General features: G+C 59.7%; 14 protein-coding genes. 8 read left to right on the top strand and 6 right to left on the bottom strand.

Annotated elements, in window-relative coordinates:
- Positions 1-266: 266 nt before the first annotated feature.
- The gene (locus ABH945_RS34330) at positions 267-5,855 is read right to left on the bottom strand and encodes a trifunctional serine/threonine-protein kinase/ATP-binding protein/sensor histidine kinase (protein WP_429253599.1); all 5,589 of its coding nucleotides are present in this window, start codon (positions 5,853-5,855) and stop codon (positions 267-269) included.
- A 603-nt stretch (positions 5,856-6,458) separates the two neighbouring features.
- Between ABH945_RS34330 and ABH945_RS34335 the strand changes: the two genes are divergently transcribed.
- Positions 6,459-7,001, top strand: a complete 543-nt coding sequence (locus ABH945_RS34335; RefSeq protein ID WP_429253600.1) for a DUF1003 domain-containing protein — start codon at positions 6,459-6,461, stop codon at positions 6,999-7,001.
- Here ABH945_RS34335 and ABH945_RS34340 read toward each other — a convergent pair.
- From ABH945_RS34340 to ABH945_RS34350, 3 genes are all read right to left on the bottom strand, one after another.
- Complete coding sequence (locus ABH945_RS34340) at positions 6,983-7,111, bottom strand: hypothetical protein (protein WP_429253601.1); 129 nt, start codon at positions 7,109-7,111, stop codon at positions 6,983-6,985. The two genes, ABH945_RS34335 and ABH945_RS34340, sit on opposite strands and share 19 nt — an antisense overlap.
- A gap of 43 nt (positions 7,112-7,154) precedes the next feature.
- Positions 7,155-7,796: a phosphohydrolase gene (locus ABH945_RS34345; protein ID WP_429253602.1), complete on the bottom strand. Its 642-nt coding sequence runs from the start codon at positions 7,794-7,796 to the stop codon at positions 7,155-7,157.
- A 396-nt stretch (positions 7,797-8,192) separates the two neighbouring features.
- Positions 8,193-9,113 carry a LysR family transcriptional regulator gene (locus tag ABH945_RS34350; RefSeq protein ID WP_429253603.1) on the bottom strand — a complete coding sequence of 307 codons (921 nt, stop codon included), beginning with the start codon at positions 9,111-9,113 and terminating at the stop codon, positions 8,193-8,195.
- Positions 9,114-9,232: 119 nt separating this feature from the next.
- On the opposite strand from ABH945_RS34350, the gene ABH945_RS34355 reads away from it, so the two are divergent.
- The 7 genes from ABH945_RS34355 to ABH945_RS34385 all read left to right on the top strand — a co-directional run bounded on the left by ABH945_RS34355 (position 9,233) and on the right by ABH945_RS34385 (position 17,553).
- Positions 9,233-9,886 carry a DsbA family oxidoreductase gene (locus ABH945_RS34355; RefSeq protein WP_429253604.1) on the top strand — a complete coding sequence of 218 codons (654 nt, stop codon included), beginning with the start codon at positions 9,233-9,235 and terminating at the stop codon, positions 9,884-9,886.
- Positions 9,883-11,031, top strand: a complete 1,149-nt coding sequence (locus ABH945_RS34360) for an FAD binding domain-containing protein (protein WP_429253605.1) — start codon at positions 9,883-9,885, stop codon at positions 11,029-11,031. The genes ABH945_RS34355 and ABH945_RS34360 overlap by 4 nt, the downstream gene beginning before the upstream one ends.
- Before the next feature lie 37 nt (positions 11,032-11,068).
- Positions 11,069-12,283, top strand: a complete 1,215-nt coding sequence (locus ABH945_RS34365; RefSeq protein WP_429253606.1) for an MFS transporter — start codon at positions 11,069-11,071, stop codon at positions 12,281-12,283.
- A gap of 362 nt (positions 12,284-12,645) precedes the next feature.
- Positions 12,646-13,929 (top strand): c-type cytochrome, encoded by a 1,284-nt coding sequence (locus ABH945_RS34370; RefSeq protein WP_429253607.1) that lies wholly within the window; start codon positions 12,646-12,648, stop codon positions 13,927-13,929.
- Positions 13,926-14,438, top strand: a complete 513-nt coding sequence (locus tag ABH945_RS34375) for a (2Fe-2S)-binding protein (RefSeq protein WP_429253608.1) — start codon at positions 13,926-13,928, stop codon at positions 14,436-14,438. Before ABH945_RS34370 ends, ABH945_RS34375 begins: the two co-directional genes overlap by 4 nt.
- On the top strand, positions 14,435-16,699 hold the full coding sequence (locus ABH945_RS34380; RefSeq protein WP_429253609.1) for a molybdopterin cofactor-binding domain-containing protein: 2,265 nt from the start codon (positions 14,435-14,437) through the stop codon (positions 16,697-16,699). Before ABH945_RS34375 ends, ABH945_RS34380 begins: the two co-directional genes overlap by 4 nt.
- Positions 16,700-16,758: 59 nt before the next feature.
- Positions 16,759-17,553: an SDR family NAD(P)-dependent oxidoreductase gene (locus ABH945_RS34385; protein WP_429253610.1), complete on the top strand. Its 795-nt coding sequence runs from the start codon at positions 16,759-16,761 to the stop codon at positions 17,551-17,553.
- Between the two features lie 80 nt (positions 17,554-17,633).
- On the opposite strand, the gene ABH945_RS34390 is transcribed toward ABH945_RS34385, so the two are convergent.
- Positions 17,634-18,161, bottom strand: a complete 528-nt coding sequence (locus tag ABH945_RS34390; protein ID WP_429253611.1) for a DsbA family protein — start codon at positions 18,159-18,161, stop codon at positions 17,634-17,636.
- Positions 18,158-18,679 (bottom strand): redoxin domain-containing protein, encoded by a 522-nt coding sequence (locus tag ABH945_RS34395; RefSeq protein ID WP_429253612.1) that lies wholly within the window; start codon positions 18,677-18,679, stop codon positions 18,158-18,160. Before ABH945_RS34395 ends, ABH945_RS34390 begins: the two co-directional genes overlap by 4 nt.
- Positions 18,680-18,966: the final 287 nt, after the last annotated feature.

An 18,966-nucleotide genomic window follows, 5' to 3' on the forward strand; every position in this document is an offset into this window, starting at 1 on the left:
ACCGATTTAACGAGCGCCGGCAAACCACGCTTGAACCTTATCGGAACGGTATCGGCGCAACTATCCCTACGTCCGTTTGGCGGACGCAGCAGATGGTTTGGAGAACTCATATCGACGTGTTAAACGCGGCATGGAACGAGCACCGCTGGAGCAGTCGAATCGCGTCCGCTGAAGATGCGGGCGCGGTTCGCCGAAGGGGCTATACCAAGGTTTGAATTTGCGCGTTGCGTCCACGCGTATTCGCGCGAATACGCGCAACGGCAAAGCTATCTGGCAGGAGGCAGGCTGAACACGAAGACCGTGCCGCGCGGGTTGACCGGTGCGACCTTCAGCGTCCCGCCATGCGCTTCGATGATGGATCGGCAGATCGCGAGCCCCATCCCCATGCCGGTCGACTTGGTCGTGAAGAAAGCATCGAAAATGCGCGGCGCAATGTCCTCATTGATACCACCACCGTTATCTTCCACGGACACGACGACCAGGCCGCCCTCATCGACGCGCGAGGTCACAGTCAGCAAGCGCTCCCGGGCATCGAGATGAGCCATGGCGTCTGCGGCATTCATGACGAGGTTGAACAAAACCTGCTGCAACTGCACCCTGTCGGCAATCACAGAACGGCTAGCGGCGGCCAGATCGAATCGCACAACCAGACCGCGTTGCTCGATCTCCGCGGAAGCCAGTTCGAACACCTCCCGCACAACGTCGTCGACATAAGTCGGCATCATGCTCGGCTTGGCTTCCTTCGCGAGAGACTGCAGCGCGCGGATGATGTCCCCCGCCCGCTTGCCGTCCTTCACGATATCACGCATGCCATTGATTGCTTCTGGAATGGCCGGCTGAGACCGGTTGAGCCAACGCATACTCGCGCTCGCGTTCGACATGATCGAAGCCAGCGGTTGATTGATCTCATGCGCGATCGACGCGGCGAGTTCGCCCATCGTCGTCGCACGGGAGGCTTTCGCCAATTCGAGCTTGGCGTTCTGCAATGCCAACTCGGTCGTATGCCGGTCGGTCACATCCGTTACAACGCCGACGAAGCTGCTCTCGCCTGATGGCTCGCCCAGCACCTCGAGATACTTGAGCGCACCGTCTCGCGCAACGATGCGGAACTTCTGCCGGAACGCCCTGCGATCCCGCGCTGCGCGCTCGACCGTCTTCTGATAAAGCGCAACGTCTTCTGGATGAATCCGCGCCTGAATGGTCCGCGTGCCGGGGCTACCGGATTCCATCGGCAGTTCAAACACGCTATAGAGTTCCTTGGACCAGTAGCGCTCCCCCGTCAGCGTGTTCCAGATGTAACTGCCCGAGCGGCTGATTCTCTGCCCGAGTGCGAGCGCCTCTTCGCTGAGGCGCAAGGCTATTTCCGTTTCCTGACGGCGTTTGTTTTCCTCCACCAGTTCAGCGTAGAGGCGAGCGGTTTCGAGCGAAATCGCGGCTTGCGATGCCAGCAATTCGAGCACCGACGTGCGGCTTTCCGTGAACACGCCCGCAGTCAGGTTATTCTCCAGATACAGCGCGCCGATGGCATTGCCTTGCTTGACAAGCGGCAAGCAGCACACCGATCGAACAGCCCGGTTTGCAAATGCTACGTCGAATGAAAAACGGGGATCGCGTTGAGCGTCGTCCACCACGACAGGTTTGCGTGTACGCAACGCCGTATAAAACACCGAGGCCGGCAGATCCTGACGCGTGAGCTTGTCCCCACCCAGCGTCACCTGAACGCCGTGCCGCGCATCATGGCCACTTGCTTCGACCACCGGTACATTGCCCTTTAGCAGAATTAGCATCCCACTTTGCGCGCCCGCATGCATGATCGCCAACGTGACAAGCGTACGTATCAGTTTCTCCAGCACGATCTCCTCGGAGATCGCCTGCGACGATTTCAACGTAGCGACGAGGTCGAGTCGCTGTTGTGCATCGACGATCTCGACCGACGGGCGCGACGCGGCGGCCTGCTCAACCGACAACTGTGCCGGACGGCCGCCGCGTTCGAGTTGCTCGACTTTAGCCAGCGCTCCCCAACGCGTATAGCCGTCAATTGCGCGCCGGCGGTGATGGCGCGCCGCGCTTAAAAGTCCGTTTGCCTCGCAGCACACCGACGCCAGTTCGTGAGCGAGCGCGTTGCTGTGATTGAATCCGCCTGCGGAGGCGGCCACAGCGGCTTGCTCGTACAGCGCCATTGCCGCGAGCGGCTTGCCGTTCAAGCGGGCCACCTCGGCTTCGACGAGCAACAGCTTGTCCTGGAACGTCGCCGGATTGAGCTGAGCCCACTGTTTGAGTTTCGCCAGATGTGGCTCGATGCGCGCAATCGCATGGGCCGCCTCGTCTTCATCGGAACAGATCTTCGCGAGATTGAGTGCCGAGTAGAAATGGTAATCCAGCAGATGAATATGCGCGGGGGTTGACCACCTCAGCTCGCCGGCTTCGGCAAGGCAAAACAGGGCGTCCTGATAGTGCCCGTTAAAGTAGCAGGAAACACCTTTGAGCAACCAGATCCAGAAACGCAGTGTCGTCATCTGCGTGTCTAGCAGGTCGGCGTCGAACGTCATGCGTCCATCTTCCACGAAACCGAAATTGCCGGGCAGGTCTGCTCCGCCCGTCAAACTGTGGACATAGCGCTTTTGCAGTTCGAGGATGTCTTCCACGTCCTTGAAGCGCACCTGTCTCGCGAATGAAAGACCGAGATCGATTTCCTTGTCCACCTGTTCCAGCGGAGCGCCGATGATCAGCAGATCGGAAACGACGTGGTTGCACGCGTAGCAACTCATGGTCAGATCACCGCTCGGTCGCGCCGACTCGAAAGCGTCGCGCGCGCATTTCAGTACATACGGCAGCGGCTGGGTCCAGACAGCGATGGTATCGAGGGCGACGAGTGTGCTCGTGGCAACCGAGTTATAGCCCCGCGTTTCGACCAGCTTGCGCGCCAACTGCGAGAATTCGAAGCCTTCATCGTAACGTCCGAAAAATTCCCCCACGTATACGCCGAACCACGAAAGACAATGTGCAGATGCCGCCGTGATGCCGTGATCGATCGTGAGCTGCACCATATGACACAGATGCAGAAAGCCAAGCCGCTCGTTCACGAACGATGCCGGCGCATAGACGCTGGCCAGAAGATTCATTTCCGATTCGATCTTCTCGTCCCGCAATGCCGGCAAATCCGCGAGCGAGGCGATCGTACGCGATTCAAGAGACTTATTGAGTTGGCTGTACGCTTGTTCAACATCGGCGGCCTCTGGATAGCGCGGGAGGTGCGTACCGAACAGCTTGACGCCTTCAAGCGCAGTTTCCACTGCTGCTTCATAGTTCGACAAAAGCTGCATCATGTCGACTTTCAGCTTGTAGACCGATGCACGTGCGAGAACCGAAAGATCCTGGCCGAGCAGCCTCGCGATCTCCGTGCCCGCAGCCTCGAAATTCGCGTTCAGAATGTAGCACTGGACCCGCAGCACACCGATCTCGTAACCAAGCGAACGCGTATAGTCTTCTTCGCTGGAATCGAGCAGATTCTCCGCGACGTCGAGGTAACTCAGCGCGGACTGCATCGCAATCGCTTCTTTCGCGTGACGCGCTGCGTGCAGACAGACCCTGGAAAACGCGATCGTCTCGTCAAGATCAAGCTCGCGTAGCGCACCTGCGGCCTGAGCCCGTTCGATGTGATGTGCGATGTCGAAGGCCGACTTCTGCACGGCGTGCAGATCGAAATCTTCCATCAGGATGCGGGCGATACGCGCATGCTCGGCACCACGCTCATCCGCTGGAGTCAACGCATAGGCGGCCTCCTGAACCCGGTCGTGTGCAAAGGCGAAGCCCGCCCGGTCTGACGCGATCAGACCCGGCTCGATAGCAGGATGCAGACGTCGCTCCAGCTGCAGGCCGCCAGCAGGGTCAATACGTACCAGTGTCGATCTGTCGAGTCGACGCCCCATGAACGCGAGCATCTTGAGCATGTCTTGAGCACCCGCGGGCAGTCGTGACATACGCGCCACCATCAGGTCGACCACATTGTCGGTCGATTCATATTCCTCGATGCGATCGATATCCCACTTCCAGCGCGCGGAGATGCCGTCATAAGCGATCAACTGGTGATCGGCCAGCGTCAGCAGGAGTTGCTTGATGAAGAAAGGATTGCCTCCGGTTTTTTTCTGGACGACCACCGCCAGCGGATAAACATGAGCGGCGTCGCAATGCAACGCGTCGGCGAGCAATGCCGTCACATTCGCGGTATCGAGAGGTCCGACGGCAACCGTGCTGACGCGTGCGCTGGCACTCGTCATCGACTCGAGGAAGGCCTTGAACCTCGGCGATCGTTCGACTTCGTTGTTGCGGTAGGCACAGATCAACAGCACGTGCCGGATATCTACGGTCGCGACGAAGTTTGCGATGAAGTTCAAGGTGGCATCGTCGAACCAGTGCACGTCATCGAAAAAAAGAACCAATGGGTGCGGCTGCGTGGCGAAAACGGATAGCAGGCCCGTGATGAGCGTCTGAAACCGTAGTTGCGCTTCTACAGGCGGGAGGTCCGGAACGTCCGGTTGAGCGCCGAGTACCAGCTCCAGTTCAGGAATGAAGCTAATGATCAGCTTGCCTTGCAGCCCAATGGCCTGGCGCAGCAGTTGCCGCCAATGGTCCAGTTCGCGATCGCTCTCGCCCAGAATGCGCTGGAATAGCGAGCGTATCGCCTGCATCAACGGTGCGTAAGGCGCATTGTGTCCATATTGTTCGAGCTTGCCGGAAGCAAACAGCGTAGGCGTCTGCACAGTGGCGCGGTGCACGCTGCGCACCAGTTCGGATTTGCCCGCCCCTGAGTAGCCGGACACGAAGATCAGTTCCGGCGCGCCCTGCTGCGCATTGCGCTCGAACGCGGCAAGCAGCGCGTCGTATTCTACGGTGCGACCGAACAGACGATGCGTGACCGCCAGATTCTTGACGTTGTCTTCCGCGGCAGGCTCGAATGGCACGATATGCTGCAACTCGTTCCAGTCAGCCAAACAACGGCGCAGATCGGCCTCGAGACTTGAGGCGCTTTGATAGCGCTCTACAGGACTCTTCGCCAACAGCCTGAGGACGATTGAACCCAGAACCTCGGGCAAGGAATCGCGATATCGATGCAGATCTGTAGGCTGACGGGCCACGTGGCTATAAACCCATTCACCCGCATCGGCTGCCTCGAACGGCAATTTGCCGGTCAGCAGTTCATACAAGGTGACGCCGAGCGAATAAAGATCACTGCGCTCGTCTGCCTGAATACCGGCTCGCCGGGCTTGCTCCGGCGACATGTAGGCCAGTGTGCCGTAAAGCGTATCCGATGATTCCGTCGCCGGATCGGCAGCCGGGTTGAATACGTCGCGAAAACCGAGTAGACGGATCGTGCCGTCGAAGTTTTCTAGCAGGTTCGACGGTTTGATGTCGCGGTGCAGGACACCGCGAATGTGCGCGAGCCACAGTGAGTGCGCAGCGCCCACTGCGATACGCAGGAAGCGGCTGAGCGTGATCGTGCCGTCGGCGGGCGGCAAAATGAGCGTGCCGCCGTTGTCTTCGTAAACGAGGACGGGGCCACACGCGAGCCGCACCAGCGCAAGGGGCCGCACCGCCCACTCCGGATCGAGCCTGTCGGCGAGCGTGAACTCCTGTTGCAAGCGCCGAAATGCGGCTTCAGAGGGCGAATCGGCCGGGATGGCAATCAGCCAGGACTGTGCGCTTTCGCGTGCTCTCGCGCGATAACGCACGATGTTGCCGTCCACCAGCAGTGCATCGAGCACAAGCTGATCGAACCAGTCCTGATCGAACTGCACAGTGGCTTCGGAGTCAGACGTCGCGCCGCGAAATTCTTCGATGAATGCCTCTGTGCTCAACTCGCTTCTCCACGTCGTTTAATGGCAGGCAGAATGGAATCGCGCAATACGTTTTCGGAAAGTGGCATGCGCAGAAAAACCGCCCACTGCAGAAAGTTGACCTGACAACGCAGTACCCGCGCGTGTTCGTCAACGATACAAATAAAAGCTGATGCTACGAAGATCCTCATTCGCCAGCTTGATGCCTAACTCGATTTCTGAGGCAAATTCCTCTTATCAGAAACGCAGTCGTTCGACGCAGGGTCCGCGCGCCTGCGCGTTCCGGCTCAGGCAGAAACACGATCGGTATCTTCCGCATGTTAAGTGCGGCAGGCGGCATCACACCATCACACTTAGGTATAACGCCGTCATGCGTCACGGCGGTCCGTTGAACCGCAGGTAGGATGGTCTGTCAGCGCCATATCTTTTACTGTGATGTCGTGAAGCCTGCGTCAACAACGGCACCGTCATGACGGCGACGCGACAACCGTTGCACCGAAGCGGGGCGAGAAGAACGCGCGCCGTCAAAACGTTTCATGAGATGCGAACCGCGCTTGCAGCGCGGATAAACTGCTCTGACGTGCCACCACTTATCCGCTGTATCCAACGATTGACGGGATAAACATGTCGGACGGAATCAAGTACCCAGCTTCCGGGGCAAACCCTCAGGCTCCCGACCACCTGCGCTTTCAAGCTGCGCATCAACACCTGTCGAGAGTTTTCGGCAACGACTGGTTCGCGCTGAAAGCCGAGGCCTTCGCGAGATTTTTCGGCACGCCCACCTTTCTCATCGTGCAGACGTTGCTGGTGAGTGGCTGGATCGCGGCGAATCTGCTGCACTTACTGCACTTCGATCCCTATCCGTTCATTTTGCTCAACCTCGCGTTCAGTCTGCAGGCTGCCTATGCAGCGCCACTGATCCTGCTCGCTCAAACGCGTCAGGCGGATCGCGATAAGGCGTTGGCCGAAGCCGATGCACATCATCGGGAAGAACTCGCCTTCGCCTGCCAGCAACGTGAAACGGAACTTGCCCATCAGAATGAGCAGATGACTGCGTTACTTCGGCAAAACACCGAGCTTACCGAATTGACTCGCCAGTTGGCCGAGCGCATCGAAGGGCTTACGCGCGACCTGCACGAGAACCTGGCTCACATCAGATCGTCGTAGGCGGAGGCTTCCGCGAGTTCACGTTGATACGCGTGAATCTGAGTCGTGGCCGCCGAGCGCACGTCGCCGACTGCGAACATGCTCCGGGCCGCCACATCTAACGCGCTCACGGCCAATCTCAACGCCCTTTCTTCTCGCGTCCGGAAACGCCTGTCAATTCGGCCACTCCGATCCCAGTATCAGTCCGCAAAAATTCAAACGGCGATAGTTCGGATCGTACCGATCCAGCACATCGGCATTCACGGTCCCGAAGGTTGTCTCGGGGCGATGCACCATGCCACGCGCGTAGGCTTCGATCAGCTTCTTCTTGAAGCCCGATTCGCGCGGATAGGCTTGCACGATTTCATCGCGCTGATGCGCCGTGAAATCGTCATAGCGTTCGCCCCGCACGTCCATTTGCACGCCAGCGCTGATGAGCGACACCAGCGCCGACAGGTGCTCTGAAATCCCAGGGGTGGTATGTAACGCGATCCCGACCCACACCTCCGCGATCTTCCCCTCGTCAACGCCGTGCTGGCGCAAAAAATCCCGAGCGGCGTTGGCGCCGTCCACTTCGAACCGGAAGGGCGAGCGCTGATACTTGGCATTCAGGCCCACGTTGTGAAACATCGAACTGATGTAAAGCAATTGCGTATCGAATGTCAGGTTGTCACGGCGCGCCGCGAGCGCACCGAACAAAAATGCTCTCAATGCGTGATGAAACATCAACTCGGACTCCGTACTGCGGATCAGGTCGGTCGCGGCCTGGGCCATGGCGTCGTCAGGGATCTCAACGCCCGCAATGATCTTCTTCATCTCTATTCTCCGTGTCAGTCCTCTCCGGGCACGCCCTGCCCTGAACACCGGCCAGATACCACGATTGGCGACGTATTGAGCCGACGGAACACCAGGAGATTTTCCTTCTAAGCATAGCGAATTAAATCTGTAAAGACTTTGACCGATCCTTAAAAACACTTAAGGACTGCGCGCTGCCTCTATGCGATGTCACTCCATACATTTCTGCGCGCGCGCCGCGTCGGAGTCCACACGCATCGTGCCGCCTCAGAACGTTTCAGATTTTCAGCAGGACTTTATTTGCGAATCCTTCTTACACTGCATTCATTCTTGAAGTGCACGTGTGCCAGTGAGGCTGATTCGCAGAACGGGATTCGTGATGAACGAAGCAGCTGACATTCCGGTGAGCATCCCTGTTCAACCTTCGGACGACGTCTGCAGTCGCGCCTGGAGAAACTGGACCAATGCGCGCACTTTGCTGGACTGCCGGCGATTCGGCAGGTAGGCCGCGTAGACGAGTGCGTCCCCCGGATGAGGACTCGCTTCGAACTGGTCGAACAGGCGCATCAGGCGTCCCGCGCGAATTTCCGCTGCGACCTGCCATGCAGGCAGCAAGGCGACGCCGCGTCCCGCCAACACTGTCTCGAGCAGGATATCAAGGCTGTTCGACAGCAGATGACCGCGCACGTCGACGCGTTGCTGCTCGCCCTCGCGCTGGAACGTCCAGATCTGGTGCATCCGGTAGCCCCCGCCATAGGCGAAGCGAAGGCACTCGTGGCCGGCGAGATCCTGTGGACTGGACGGCCTGCCGCTGAGTTCAAGGTAAGCGTGGCTTGCCACCACATAGCGCGGATTGTCCGCGAGCTTTTTGACAATCAGACTCGGGTCGCGGTCGATGTGGCCAATGCGGATCGCAACGTCGATCCGCTCCAGCGAAAGATCGACGAAATGGTCGGCGACCACGACGTCGAGAAGCACACGAGGGTGGCTCGAAAGGAACGCAGCGAGATGCGGGGCGAGACACAAACGGCTGTAGGCGGAAGGGGCCGAGATTCTCAACACACCGACTGGTGACGCGCCGCTATCGAACACGCTCTCGTCCGCTTCGGCCAGGTCGTCGAGTACTTTTGCAACCTGTTCGGCGTAGGCGATGCCGGCATCTGTGAGGCTGACCTTTCTTGGTGTACGGGTCAGCAGCGCGGAGCCAAGGGATGCCTCCAGCGAGTCCATCGATCGCGTGACCGAAGAGGTCGCCACGCCGAGTCGTTGGGCTGCCTTCGAAAAGCCACCTGCATCAGCGACCTCCAGCAAGGTTTTGATGGCGAGGAGTTTGTCCATTTTGTTCTCACGCTCATTTTTGGTTGCGAATAACGCAACGTTAGCTTGCATTTTGTCCATATTCAATACGAACAACGCAACCGATAAGCTGCATCCGTTACCTAAATCAGGGGTGCAACATGCAAGCGATTCAGATTGAGGTCTATTACGACTTTATTTGCCCGTGGTGCTGGATAGGCCAGCGGAACCTCGCGGCGGCGCTCGCGGAAAGAGACCCGCACGAACCGGTATCGATCCGCTATATCCCCTTTGAGTTGAACCCGACCATGCCAATCGAAGGGATGGACCGGCGCATGTACCGCAGCCAGAAGTTCGGTAGCTGGGCACGTTCGCAGGGCATGGACGCGCAGGTCACCGGCGCGGGGCTGGCTGCCGGCGCCCTGTTCAATTACGACAAGGTGATGCGCACGCCGAACACGCGGCTCGCGCATCGGCTGATGCAATTTGCGCAACAGCACGGCGAACCACAAGAAAGCGCCGCTCTTTATCAGGCCATTTACACCGCTTATTTCAACGAAGGCCGCGACATCGGTTCGCTCGACACGCTCGTCGAGATCGCGGCGCAATGCGCGTTCGACACGAGCGAGGTGCGCGCGTATCTGCTGTCCGCAGCCGGCCTTCAGGACATCGACGCAGCGCGCGAGCGGGCCGGCCGGCTCGGCGTTCAGGCCGTGCCGACCATTCGGATCGATGGTGATGTGATCAGCGGCGCACAACCTTCCGTCGTGTTCAGCAACGCGCTGCTCTTGGCGGCGCAAAGGAAAGCATCATGAAATCCCTGGTAAAACCACGTGCCGTCGTGATCGGCGGGTCATTAGGCGGCCTGTTGACGGCAAATACGTTGCGAGCGGCCGGTTGGGAAGCCGATGTGTTCGAGACCTCGTCGAAGCAACTCGAAAGCCGTGGCGGCGGCGTCGTCCTTCAACCGGACGTGCTGGACGCGCTCGCCTACGCCAACGTCGAATTGCCTGACCCGCCTGGCGTAATGTCAGGCGATCGTATCTATCTGGATCGCGATGACCGCGTGGTCGAACAGTTGTACATGCCGCAAATGCAAACTTCGTGGAGTCTGCTTTACCGCGCCATGAAAAATGCGCTGCCCGCGAGTGCCTTGCACGCTGGCGAGACCTTCGTCGATTTCCAGATGGACGGCGAGCAGATCATCACCCAGTTTGAAAGCGGCCGCAGCGAACGGGCAGATCTGCTGATCGGTGCCGACGGTATTCGCTCGACACTCCGGCAACGCCTGCTGCCCGAAGTCGTCCCGGTCTATGCCGGTTACGTGGCATGGCGCGGACTCGTCGAAGAGTCCGACTTGCCGCGCGTCGCCGCCGACGTGTTGCGCAACCGCTTCGCCTTCCAGCAGGGCGACGGCTATTCGGGACTGTGTTACCTGATTCCTGGCGAGAACGATTCGACTGTATTCGGCGAGCGTCGCTGGAACTGGGTGTGGTACCGCAAATACACCGCCGAAAGACTGGCCGAGTTGCTGGTGGACCGCAACGGGGTGAAGCGTGCGTTTTCTCTCCCGCCCGGTTCGACCAAGCGTGCGGACATCGCCCATCTCCGGGAGGATGCGCCGAAGTGGCTCGGACCGACGTTTCGCGCGCTGGTTGACGCGACCGACGATCCGTTCATGCAGCCGATCGTCGACCTGCGCTCATCGAAGATGGTGTTCGGGCGGGCAGTGTTGCTCGGCGACGCCGCATCGGTGCCGCGCCCACATACGGCGGGCAGTACGGCGAAGGCCGCAGCGAACGCTCATGCTCTGGCGCTTGCGTTGTCGTCTACGTGGCAAAGCGACGTGACGATCGACTCAGCTCTCACGCGTTGGGAGAACCAGCAGTTGCAACGTGGCAGGTTGATGACCGATATGGGCATTTCGCTTGGCGATCGCCTCATGCAAATCGCACGCTGAATCCACAATTTTCGTTTTTCCAATTCAGGGAGTTGTCATGTCAACCCAAGTATCCACCGGAACAGGCGATAGCTGCCCAGTCAAACTGACCCGCAGTCTGATCGCGCTATTTGCATTCTGCTGCGGCGCCATCGTCGCGAACCTGTATTACGCGCAGCCGATCACCGAGCTGATTGCACCGGACATTCACATGTCCGGAGGCGCCGCCAGCCTGATCGTTTCGCTCACGCAAATCGGTTACGCATTCGGCCTGTTCTTTCTCGTGCCGCTCGGCGACCTGCTGGAAAACCGCAAACTGATGATCACCACGGCGCTCGTGTCGATCGTAAGTCTTGCGGCCGCTGCATTCGCACATCAAGCGTCAGTGTTTCTCGGCATCTCGCTGCTAGTCGGTTTCAGTTCGGTCGCCGTGCAGATACTGATTCCGCTCGCCGCGCATCTCGCGCCCGACGAAACGCGCGGTAAGGTGGTTGGCACCATCATGAGCGGCCTGTTGCTCGGTATTCTGCTGTCGCGGCCGATCTCCAGCGTGGTGGCCGGGCACTTCGGCTGGCGCGCGGTGTTCGGCGGTGCAGCAGCGCTTATGGCGATCGTGACGAGCGTGCTCGCCTTGACCATTCCTCGCCGCCAGCCCGATCACAAGGCAACCTACTTCCAACTGATCGGATCGCTCTGGCACCTGGTGCGCACGATGCCGGTGCTGCGTCACCGCTCGTTCTACCAGGGGTTGATGTTCGCTTCCTTCAGCCTGTTCTGGACCGCGATCCCCGTCGAATTGACCCGTCAATTCGGACTCTCCCAAACTGAGATCGGCATTTTCGCGCTGGTCGGTGCGATCGGCGCGACCTCGGCACCGGTCGCCGGTCGCCTCGCTGACGGAGGTCATTCGGTACGCGCGACACTCATCGCGCTGGTGGTCGGCGCGCTCGCATACACCCCCGTGCTGATTCATCCTGCCTGGGGCGTGCTCGGCCTCGTCGCGACCGGCATCGTGCTCGATTTCGCCGTGCAGATGAATATGGTACTGGGCCAGCGCGAGATCTACGCACTGCACGCGGCGAGCCGCAATCGTCTGAATGCGCTGTATATGACGAACATCTTCGTCGGCGGTGCGTTCGGCTCGGCGCTCGCGAGTCCACTCTACGAACACGGCGGCTGGCCGATGGTCGGCGCGGTCGCTACAGCTTTCCCCGTTATCGCGCTGATTCATTACCTGCTGATTGGTCGTCCGCATGCCGCTCGCCATGCCTGAGTGACACGCGTCGGCTACGGACCGGATGGTTCGCTGTCCGGCTTAACAACAATTCAGCATGACTTCAGGAATTTTCGCGGGCTTAGCGATACGCTGACCAGCACAGTGACTTATCTGAACGAAACACGCACGCCTGGAAAGGAATCGCCATGTTGTCACTTTCATCCCTTCTCTTCGGAGACCACGTGTTCTTCGGCACGCCGAGTGTCAACGGCGGCATTTCCGTCGAGCCGGCTGAAGCTTTGAGCCGCGAAGGTCACGCTGACACGCCTGGAGTTTGCACGTGCTTACATCGCCAACCGCGACTCCGTGGAACGGATCGCGGCGGGCTATGTCGAGTATCCGTCCGCACAGGAGTCTGAATGACTCGCAAATCCAGACTGCTGACGGCCGGCAGCGTGATCGTGCTGGTCGCGCTGATGGTCGCTTTGCTGCTGATGTGGCGTCCCGCCATCGCGCCGGTTAGCACACCGCCAGCGACGTCGTTCGACGCGCAGACGCGCGTTGCCGGGGCGCGGGTCGTCGCGTTGGGCGACTGCATCGTGTGTCACACGGCAAAGGGCGGCAGGCCGTTCGCGGGGGGCTTGCCTCTCGCTACGCCGTTCGGCACGATCTACGCGACCAACATTACGCCGGACCCCGAAACGGGCATCGGCAACTGGTCACTCACGGCTTTCAAGCGAGCGCTCCGCGACGGCGTGTCGCGAGACGGACATCTGCTCTATCCGGCGTTTCCGTACATCCACTTCACCCGCATCTCCGATAGCGACATCGCGGCGGCCTACGCGTATCTAATGACGCGCGAGCCTGTCAACGCCACCACGCCCGCCAATGACCTCGTGTTCCCGCTGAACTTTCGCCCGCCGCTTGCGCTCTGGAATCTCCAGTTCCTTCACGCCGGTCCCCGGCCGCCCGACACATCGAAGGACGCTCGCTGGAACCGCGGCAAGTTGCTGGTGGACGGGCTCGGCCACTGCGCATCGTGTCATTCACCACTCAATCTCATCGGTGGCGAAAAAGCGGGCCATGGGTTCGACGGTGGTGTGGTCGACGGATGGGAAGCGCCTGCGCTCAATGCGCTCAGCGCAGCCCCGAAACCGTGGACTCAGGATCAACTCGTGATGTATCTGCGCAGCGGGCGAGCGAGCGAACACGGTGCCGCCGCCGGCCCGATGCTGCCGGTCACACGCGATCTCGCAACCGTGCCCGATGAAGACGTCCAGGCTATCGCCGCGTACATCCTGTCGATCCAGAAACCGACGTCGTCCGACGCCGACATTCCGCTTGATGCAAAACTCGCCAACCTGGCCGCGACGCAACCCGGTGCGGCGTTGTTCGCCGCCTCCTGCGCGCAATGCCACGGCCCTGCCGCGCCGATGCAGTCAATCGGAGAGCGGCCCTCGCTCGCCTTCAGCACGGCCGTGAATGCGGCAACGCCACGTAATGCCATCCAGATGATGTTGAGCGGCAACGGCTGGCACGGTGAAGACCGCGAGAACTACATGCCCGCCTTCAGCCAGATCTACGATGACCACCAGATCGCAGAGTTGGCGTCCTACATTCGCGCGACGTATTCGCAGCGCGGCCCGTGGCAGGACGTCGCGACGATGGCGGCCAGAATCAGACAGGAGAACCACGCGCGATGATCAACCTAACCGTGAATGGCGTACAGCACACGCTCGATATCGATCCGTCGACACCGCTGCTTTACGTATTGCGCAATGACTTGCAACTGCATGGCGCAAAGTTCGGCTGCGGCCTGGGACAGTGCGGAGCATGCACCGTCATCGTGGATGGCGAGGCCGCCTTCTCCTGCCTGATCCCGGTCGCATCGATCGGAAAGCGCCCCGTACGGACGATCGAAAGTCTCGGCACGGTCGAGCATCCCGGGCCGCTGCAAAAGGCGTTCATCGATCATCAGGCGGCGCAGTGCGGCTACTGCATCGCGGGCATGATCATGCGCGCGCAAGCACTGCTCGAGCGCACCGCGCGCCCAACGGAGCGCGAACTGATCGATCACATGGAACCGAATCTTTGTCGCTGCGGCACGCATCAGCGGATCCTGGCCGCGATCCGCGAAGTCGCACATCTGCCGCCGCCCGCAGGTACACCGGCGGCCTTGATGCACGCGGCAAATCGCGGAGTGTCGCCATGAGCGTCGAGACAGAAGAAATCAATGAAGGACGCCGTCGCTTCATGCTGTCCGGTGCGCTCGTGGTCGGCTTCAGCATGGTGCCCGGCGTCAGCGCGATGGCCCAGGAAGTCATCGCCGACGAAGGGGCCGCGGTTCATATCGGCAAGGCCACACAGGCGCTCCCAGGCAGCCTGAAAACCAATCCATATCTCGACTCGTGGATCAGGATCGATCGCGCCAGTAAGGTGACCGTGTACACCGGCAAGGTGGAACTCGGCACGGGCGTGCGCACTGCGCTGCTGCAAATTGCCGCCGAAGAGCTCGACATGGCGCCCTCGCTAATCACGTTTCTCACCGCCGATACCGGCGCGTCGCCGGACGAAGGGCTCACTGCCGGCAGTCACACGATTGCCGACAGCGGCAGCGCACTGCTCAATGCGTCGGCTCAGGTACGTGGACTGCTGGTCAACGCCGCCGCACAACACTTCGGCGTAGCCAGTGCGCTGCTAGTTGCGCACGATGCAGTGATCAAGGCACCGGACGGCCGCAGCATGACGTACGGCGAAGCGGTTGGACTTGTCGATCTGCATCGCGTGGCCTTACCGGTCTCGCCGTTGAAGAACCCCGCGAGTTTCGACATGATCGGCACGTCGCTGCCACGCGTGGATATCCCGCGCAAGGTAACCGGCGGCGTAGCCTACGTCCAGGACATGATCCTGCCGGGCATGGTGCACGCTCGCGTAGTGATGCCGCCCGTCTACGAGGCGCAGTTGTTGCAGACAAATACGCCCGCGATTCAAACAATGCCGGGCGTGCTTAAGGTGGTCAGAAACGGCAGCATGCTCGCCGTGATCGCCAGCGGCGAATGGCAAGCAGTGCAGGCACAACGCGCGCTCGCTGCGGGATGCCAGTGGACGGTCGGCCGCCCGCTGCCCAATCCCGCCACCGTGCACCGCGATCTGAAGACGATTGCCACCGAACACATCGAAATCGCCAACACGCACGATATCGCCGGCGCGGCCGTCAAAACGCTTGGCGCGACCTATACGAAACGCTACATGATGCACGGCTCGATAGGGCCGTCCTGTGCAATCGGCCAGTTCAAGGACGGCGCCATGACCGTCTGGACGCATTCGCAAGGCGTCTATCCACTACGCGACGGACTCGCCGAAATGCTGTCGATGCCGAAGGACAAGATCCGGTGCATTCACGTCGAGGGCTCCGGTTGCTACGGTCATAACGGCGCTGACGACGTCGCCGCTCACGCCGCGTTGCTCGCGCTCGAGATGAAAGGCCGACCGGTACGCGTGCAGTGGATGCGCGAACAGGAACACACATGGGATCATTACACGCCCGCAATGGTTACCGAAGTGAGCGCCTCACTTGATGCGAGCGGCAGCATCGTCGACTGGAACTACGCTCTGTGGAGCAGTTCGCACAACGAGCGCATCGTTAACGCGGGACGGCTCATTCCCGCGCAGTGGCTCGCGAAACCGTTCGTACCTGCACCTTCGGTGCCGATGGTACAACCCGAAGGCGGCGGCGACCGCAACGCAATTCCCCTGTATGCATTACCGAACATGCACGTGATGAACAATTTCTCGCCGACCATGCCACTGCATTCGTCCGCGATGCGCTCGCTTGGCGCGCACATGAACGTCTACACGATCGAGACATTCATGGACGAACTGGCCACCTCCGCCGGCACCGACCCAGTAGTGTTCCGGCTGAAGCATATGCATGATCCGCGCGCCCGCGACGTCATCAAACTCGCTGCCGATCAATTCGGTTGGCCGCGAGCACCGCGCAAACGCAATCACGGCGTCGGGTTCGCGTTCGCGAAGTACAAGAACCTGATGGCCTATGTGGCGATCGCGGTAGAAGTATCCGTCGTGCCCGAAACGGGTCAAGTGATTCTCGAACACGCCGAGGTCGCCGTCGACTCCGGGCAGATCGTCAATCCGGATGGCATCCGCAATCAGATCGAAGGCGGCGTGATTCAGGCTGCCAGTTGGACGCTTTACGAAGAGCTGCAGTTCGACACGAAGCGAATCCGTAGCTTCGACTGGAGCAGCTATCCGATACTGCGATTCTCAGCCGTGCCACGCAGAATCAACGTCCATCTGATTGATCGCCCGGGCGCGCCTTTTCTTGGTGCCGCTGAAGCGTCGATGGGCCCCACAGCAGGTGCATTAGGCAATGCGCTATTCGATGCCACCCGAATACGCTTGCGGAACATGCCCCTGGCCGGCGAGAGTCTGCAAAGGCAAATCGACACATAGCAAAGTTGTACCCGGCATAGCGTAGCTTTCACCAACGATTTTTTCTCCGGAGCAAATCAGTGATCATCGACTTATCAGGCAAGACAGCCATTGTCAGTGCCTCCGCCGGTGGTATCGGCCTCGCAATCGCAACAGGCCTCGCCGCTGCAGGTGCTACTACCGTGATCAACGGACGCGAAGAGGACGCGGTTGAGCGCGCGCTGGCAGCGATTCTGGACAAGTTTCCCAATGCGAAGCTGCAAGGCATTGCGGCGGACCTGGGAACCGCAGCAGGGTGCGCCTCCCTGGCCCAGTCGATACCGAACGCGGATATTCTCGTCAACAATCTCGGCGTATACGGTCCGGGTGATATTTTTTCCAGTGAGGACGCCGACTGGGAACGCTACTTTCAGATCAACGTGATGTCAGGGGTTCGGCTCACCCGCAGCTATCTGCAAGGCATGATGAACCGCAAGTGGGGGCGTGTTGTCTTCATTTCGTCCGAGTCAGGCCTGAATATCCCGCCCGATATGCTGCCCTATGGTTTCTCGAAGACAGCACAACTGAGCATTGCACGCGGTATCGCCAAGCAGGCAGCAGGTAGCGGCGTGACGGTCAATGCCGTGCTGCCCGGGCCGACACTATCGGATGGCTTCCGGGCGATGGTCGAAGAAACCGCGAAGCAGCAAGGGAAAACGGTCGAACAGGTTGGTATCGAATTCGTGCGCACTCACCGCAGCAGTTCTCTCATCCAGCGTCCGTCCACCTGCGAAGAAGTCGCAAACATGGTCGTCTATGCCTGCTCTCCTCAGGCTTCAGCGACCACTGGGGCGGCATTGCGTGTAGATGGAGGCGTAGTCGAGACTATCGCCTGACTAATCTCATTACAACACATGGTGGGCGGCAAGATCCACTGATCGTGCCGCCTGTCTTACGGATCAGTACCCGCCCCCGCTCAAGTCTCGTGTAAGACTGCACGCAACGCTTCGAGCAGACTTTCGGCATCGGGATTGCCGTCATACCGGTGACCGTTGATGAACAAAGTCGGTGTACCATTTACACCGCTCCGCAGCCCACTCTCGAAGTCTTTCTGGATCGCGTCGCCATAAGCCCCTTCAAACGCACCGGCGAGGTCGCGCTCGCGAATACCGAGTTGCGCCGCGTATCGCGCGAGACTGGTATCGCTCAATGCCGACTGATTTTCATACAATGTGTCATGGGCGTCCCAGAACTTGCCTACCGTAGCGGCAGCCTCCGCGAAGGCAGCCGCGTGCAGTGCATGAGGATGCATCTCCGACAGCGGAAAGTGCCTGAAGACAAAGCGAAGTTTAGGCCCTAAAATTTGCTGCACCGTCTTGATTACCCCATACATCGCACCGCAATACGGGCATTCGAAATCACCGTACTCGACAAGGGTCAGAGGCGCGCCTGCGTTGCCCTGAATGTGGTCGATTGATCCAACGGGCGGAGTGAGATGGCTCATGGTGTGTCCTGTTTTGAACTGACGCTCAATTTCTCAAGCGCATCGAGTATCCCGTCGACACCGGGGTTGACTGAAATAGGAGAAACATAAGACCACCGGACAATGCCCTCCCCGTCGAGAACGAATAACGCACGCTCGCAGATTCCTTCGGGCATCCGGTACACCCCATAGCTTTTCGCGACGTCGCCCTTCGGTTCGAAATCGGCAAGGAGCGGGAAGTGAAGATTGCGTTGGGCCGCATAAGCGGAATGCGACCAGGGACTGTCGACAGATATCGCGACAAGTTGCGCACCAAAGCGACGAAACTCGCCGAGAGCCGCATTAAACAGGCCGAGTTCATCTCCGCATACCGGGCTCCAGTCGGCCGGATAAAAAGCAAGAATGACTGGCGCGCCGCGAAGTTCCGTTAAAGAAATCTTCTGGTCGGGCGTCGCCGGCAAGGTAAAGTTCGGCGCACTCATTCCGGCCTTCAGGTCGGAAACAACAGAAATCGGGGACGGCGTAATCGGCGTAGTCATGAATTGATCGCTCCTCGCGAGTCGACTTCAACTGCAAAAAAAACAGAATGGCTTTGCGTTTCCACCAGAATACGTCGTGCAACGCTACTGCAGTAGCTATGCATTGGGATCGGTACGGCACCGAAACGACCGTGCGACTAAGACGTTGGTATAACGGACGCCAGACAATTTTTCGCAGATTGTCTCGGCTTTGAAAAGCGCAGTGCTTTTTTGAAAAACCGGTCGCTAATCCGAGGTTTAAATCAAGGCACCCTCTTCTACTTTTCGTGCCCACCTATCATGCCTAC

Source organism: Paraburkholderia sp. GAS333 (assembly GCF_050435665.1).
In the GTDB taxonomy this organism is placed as follows: domain Bacteria; phylum Pseudomonadota; class Gammaproteobacteria; order Burkholderiales; family Burkholderiaceae; genus Paraburkholderia; species Paraburkholderia fungorum_A.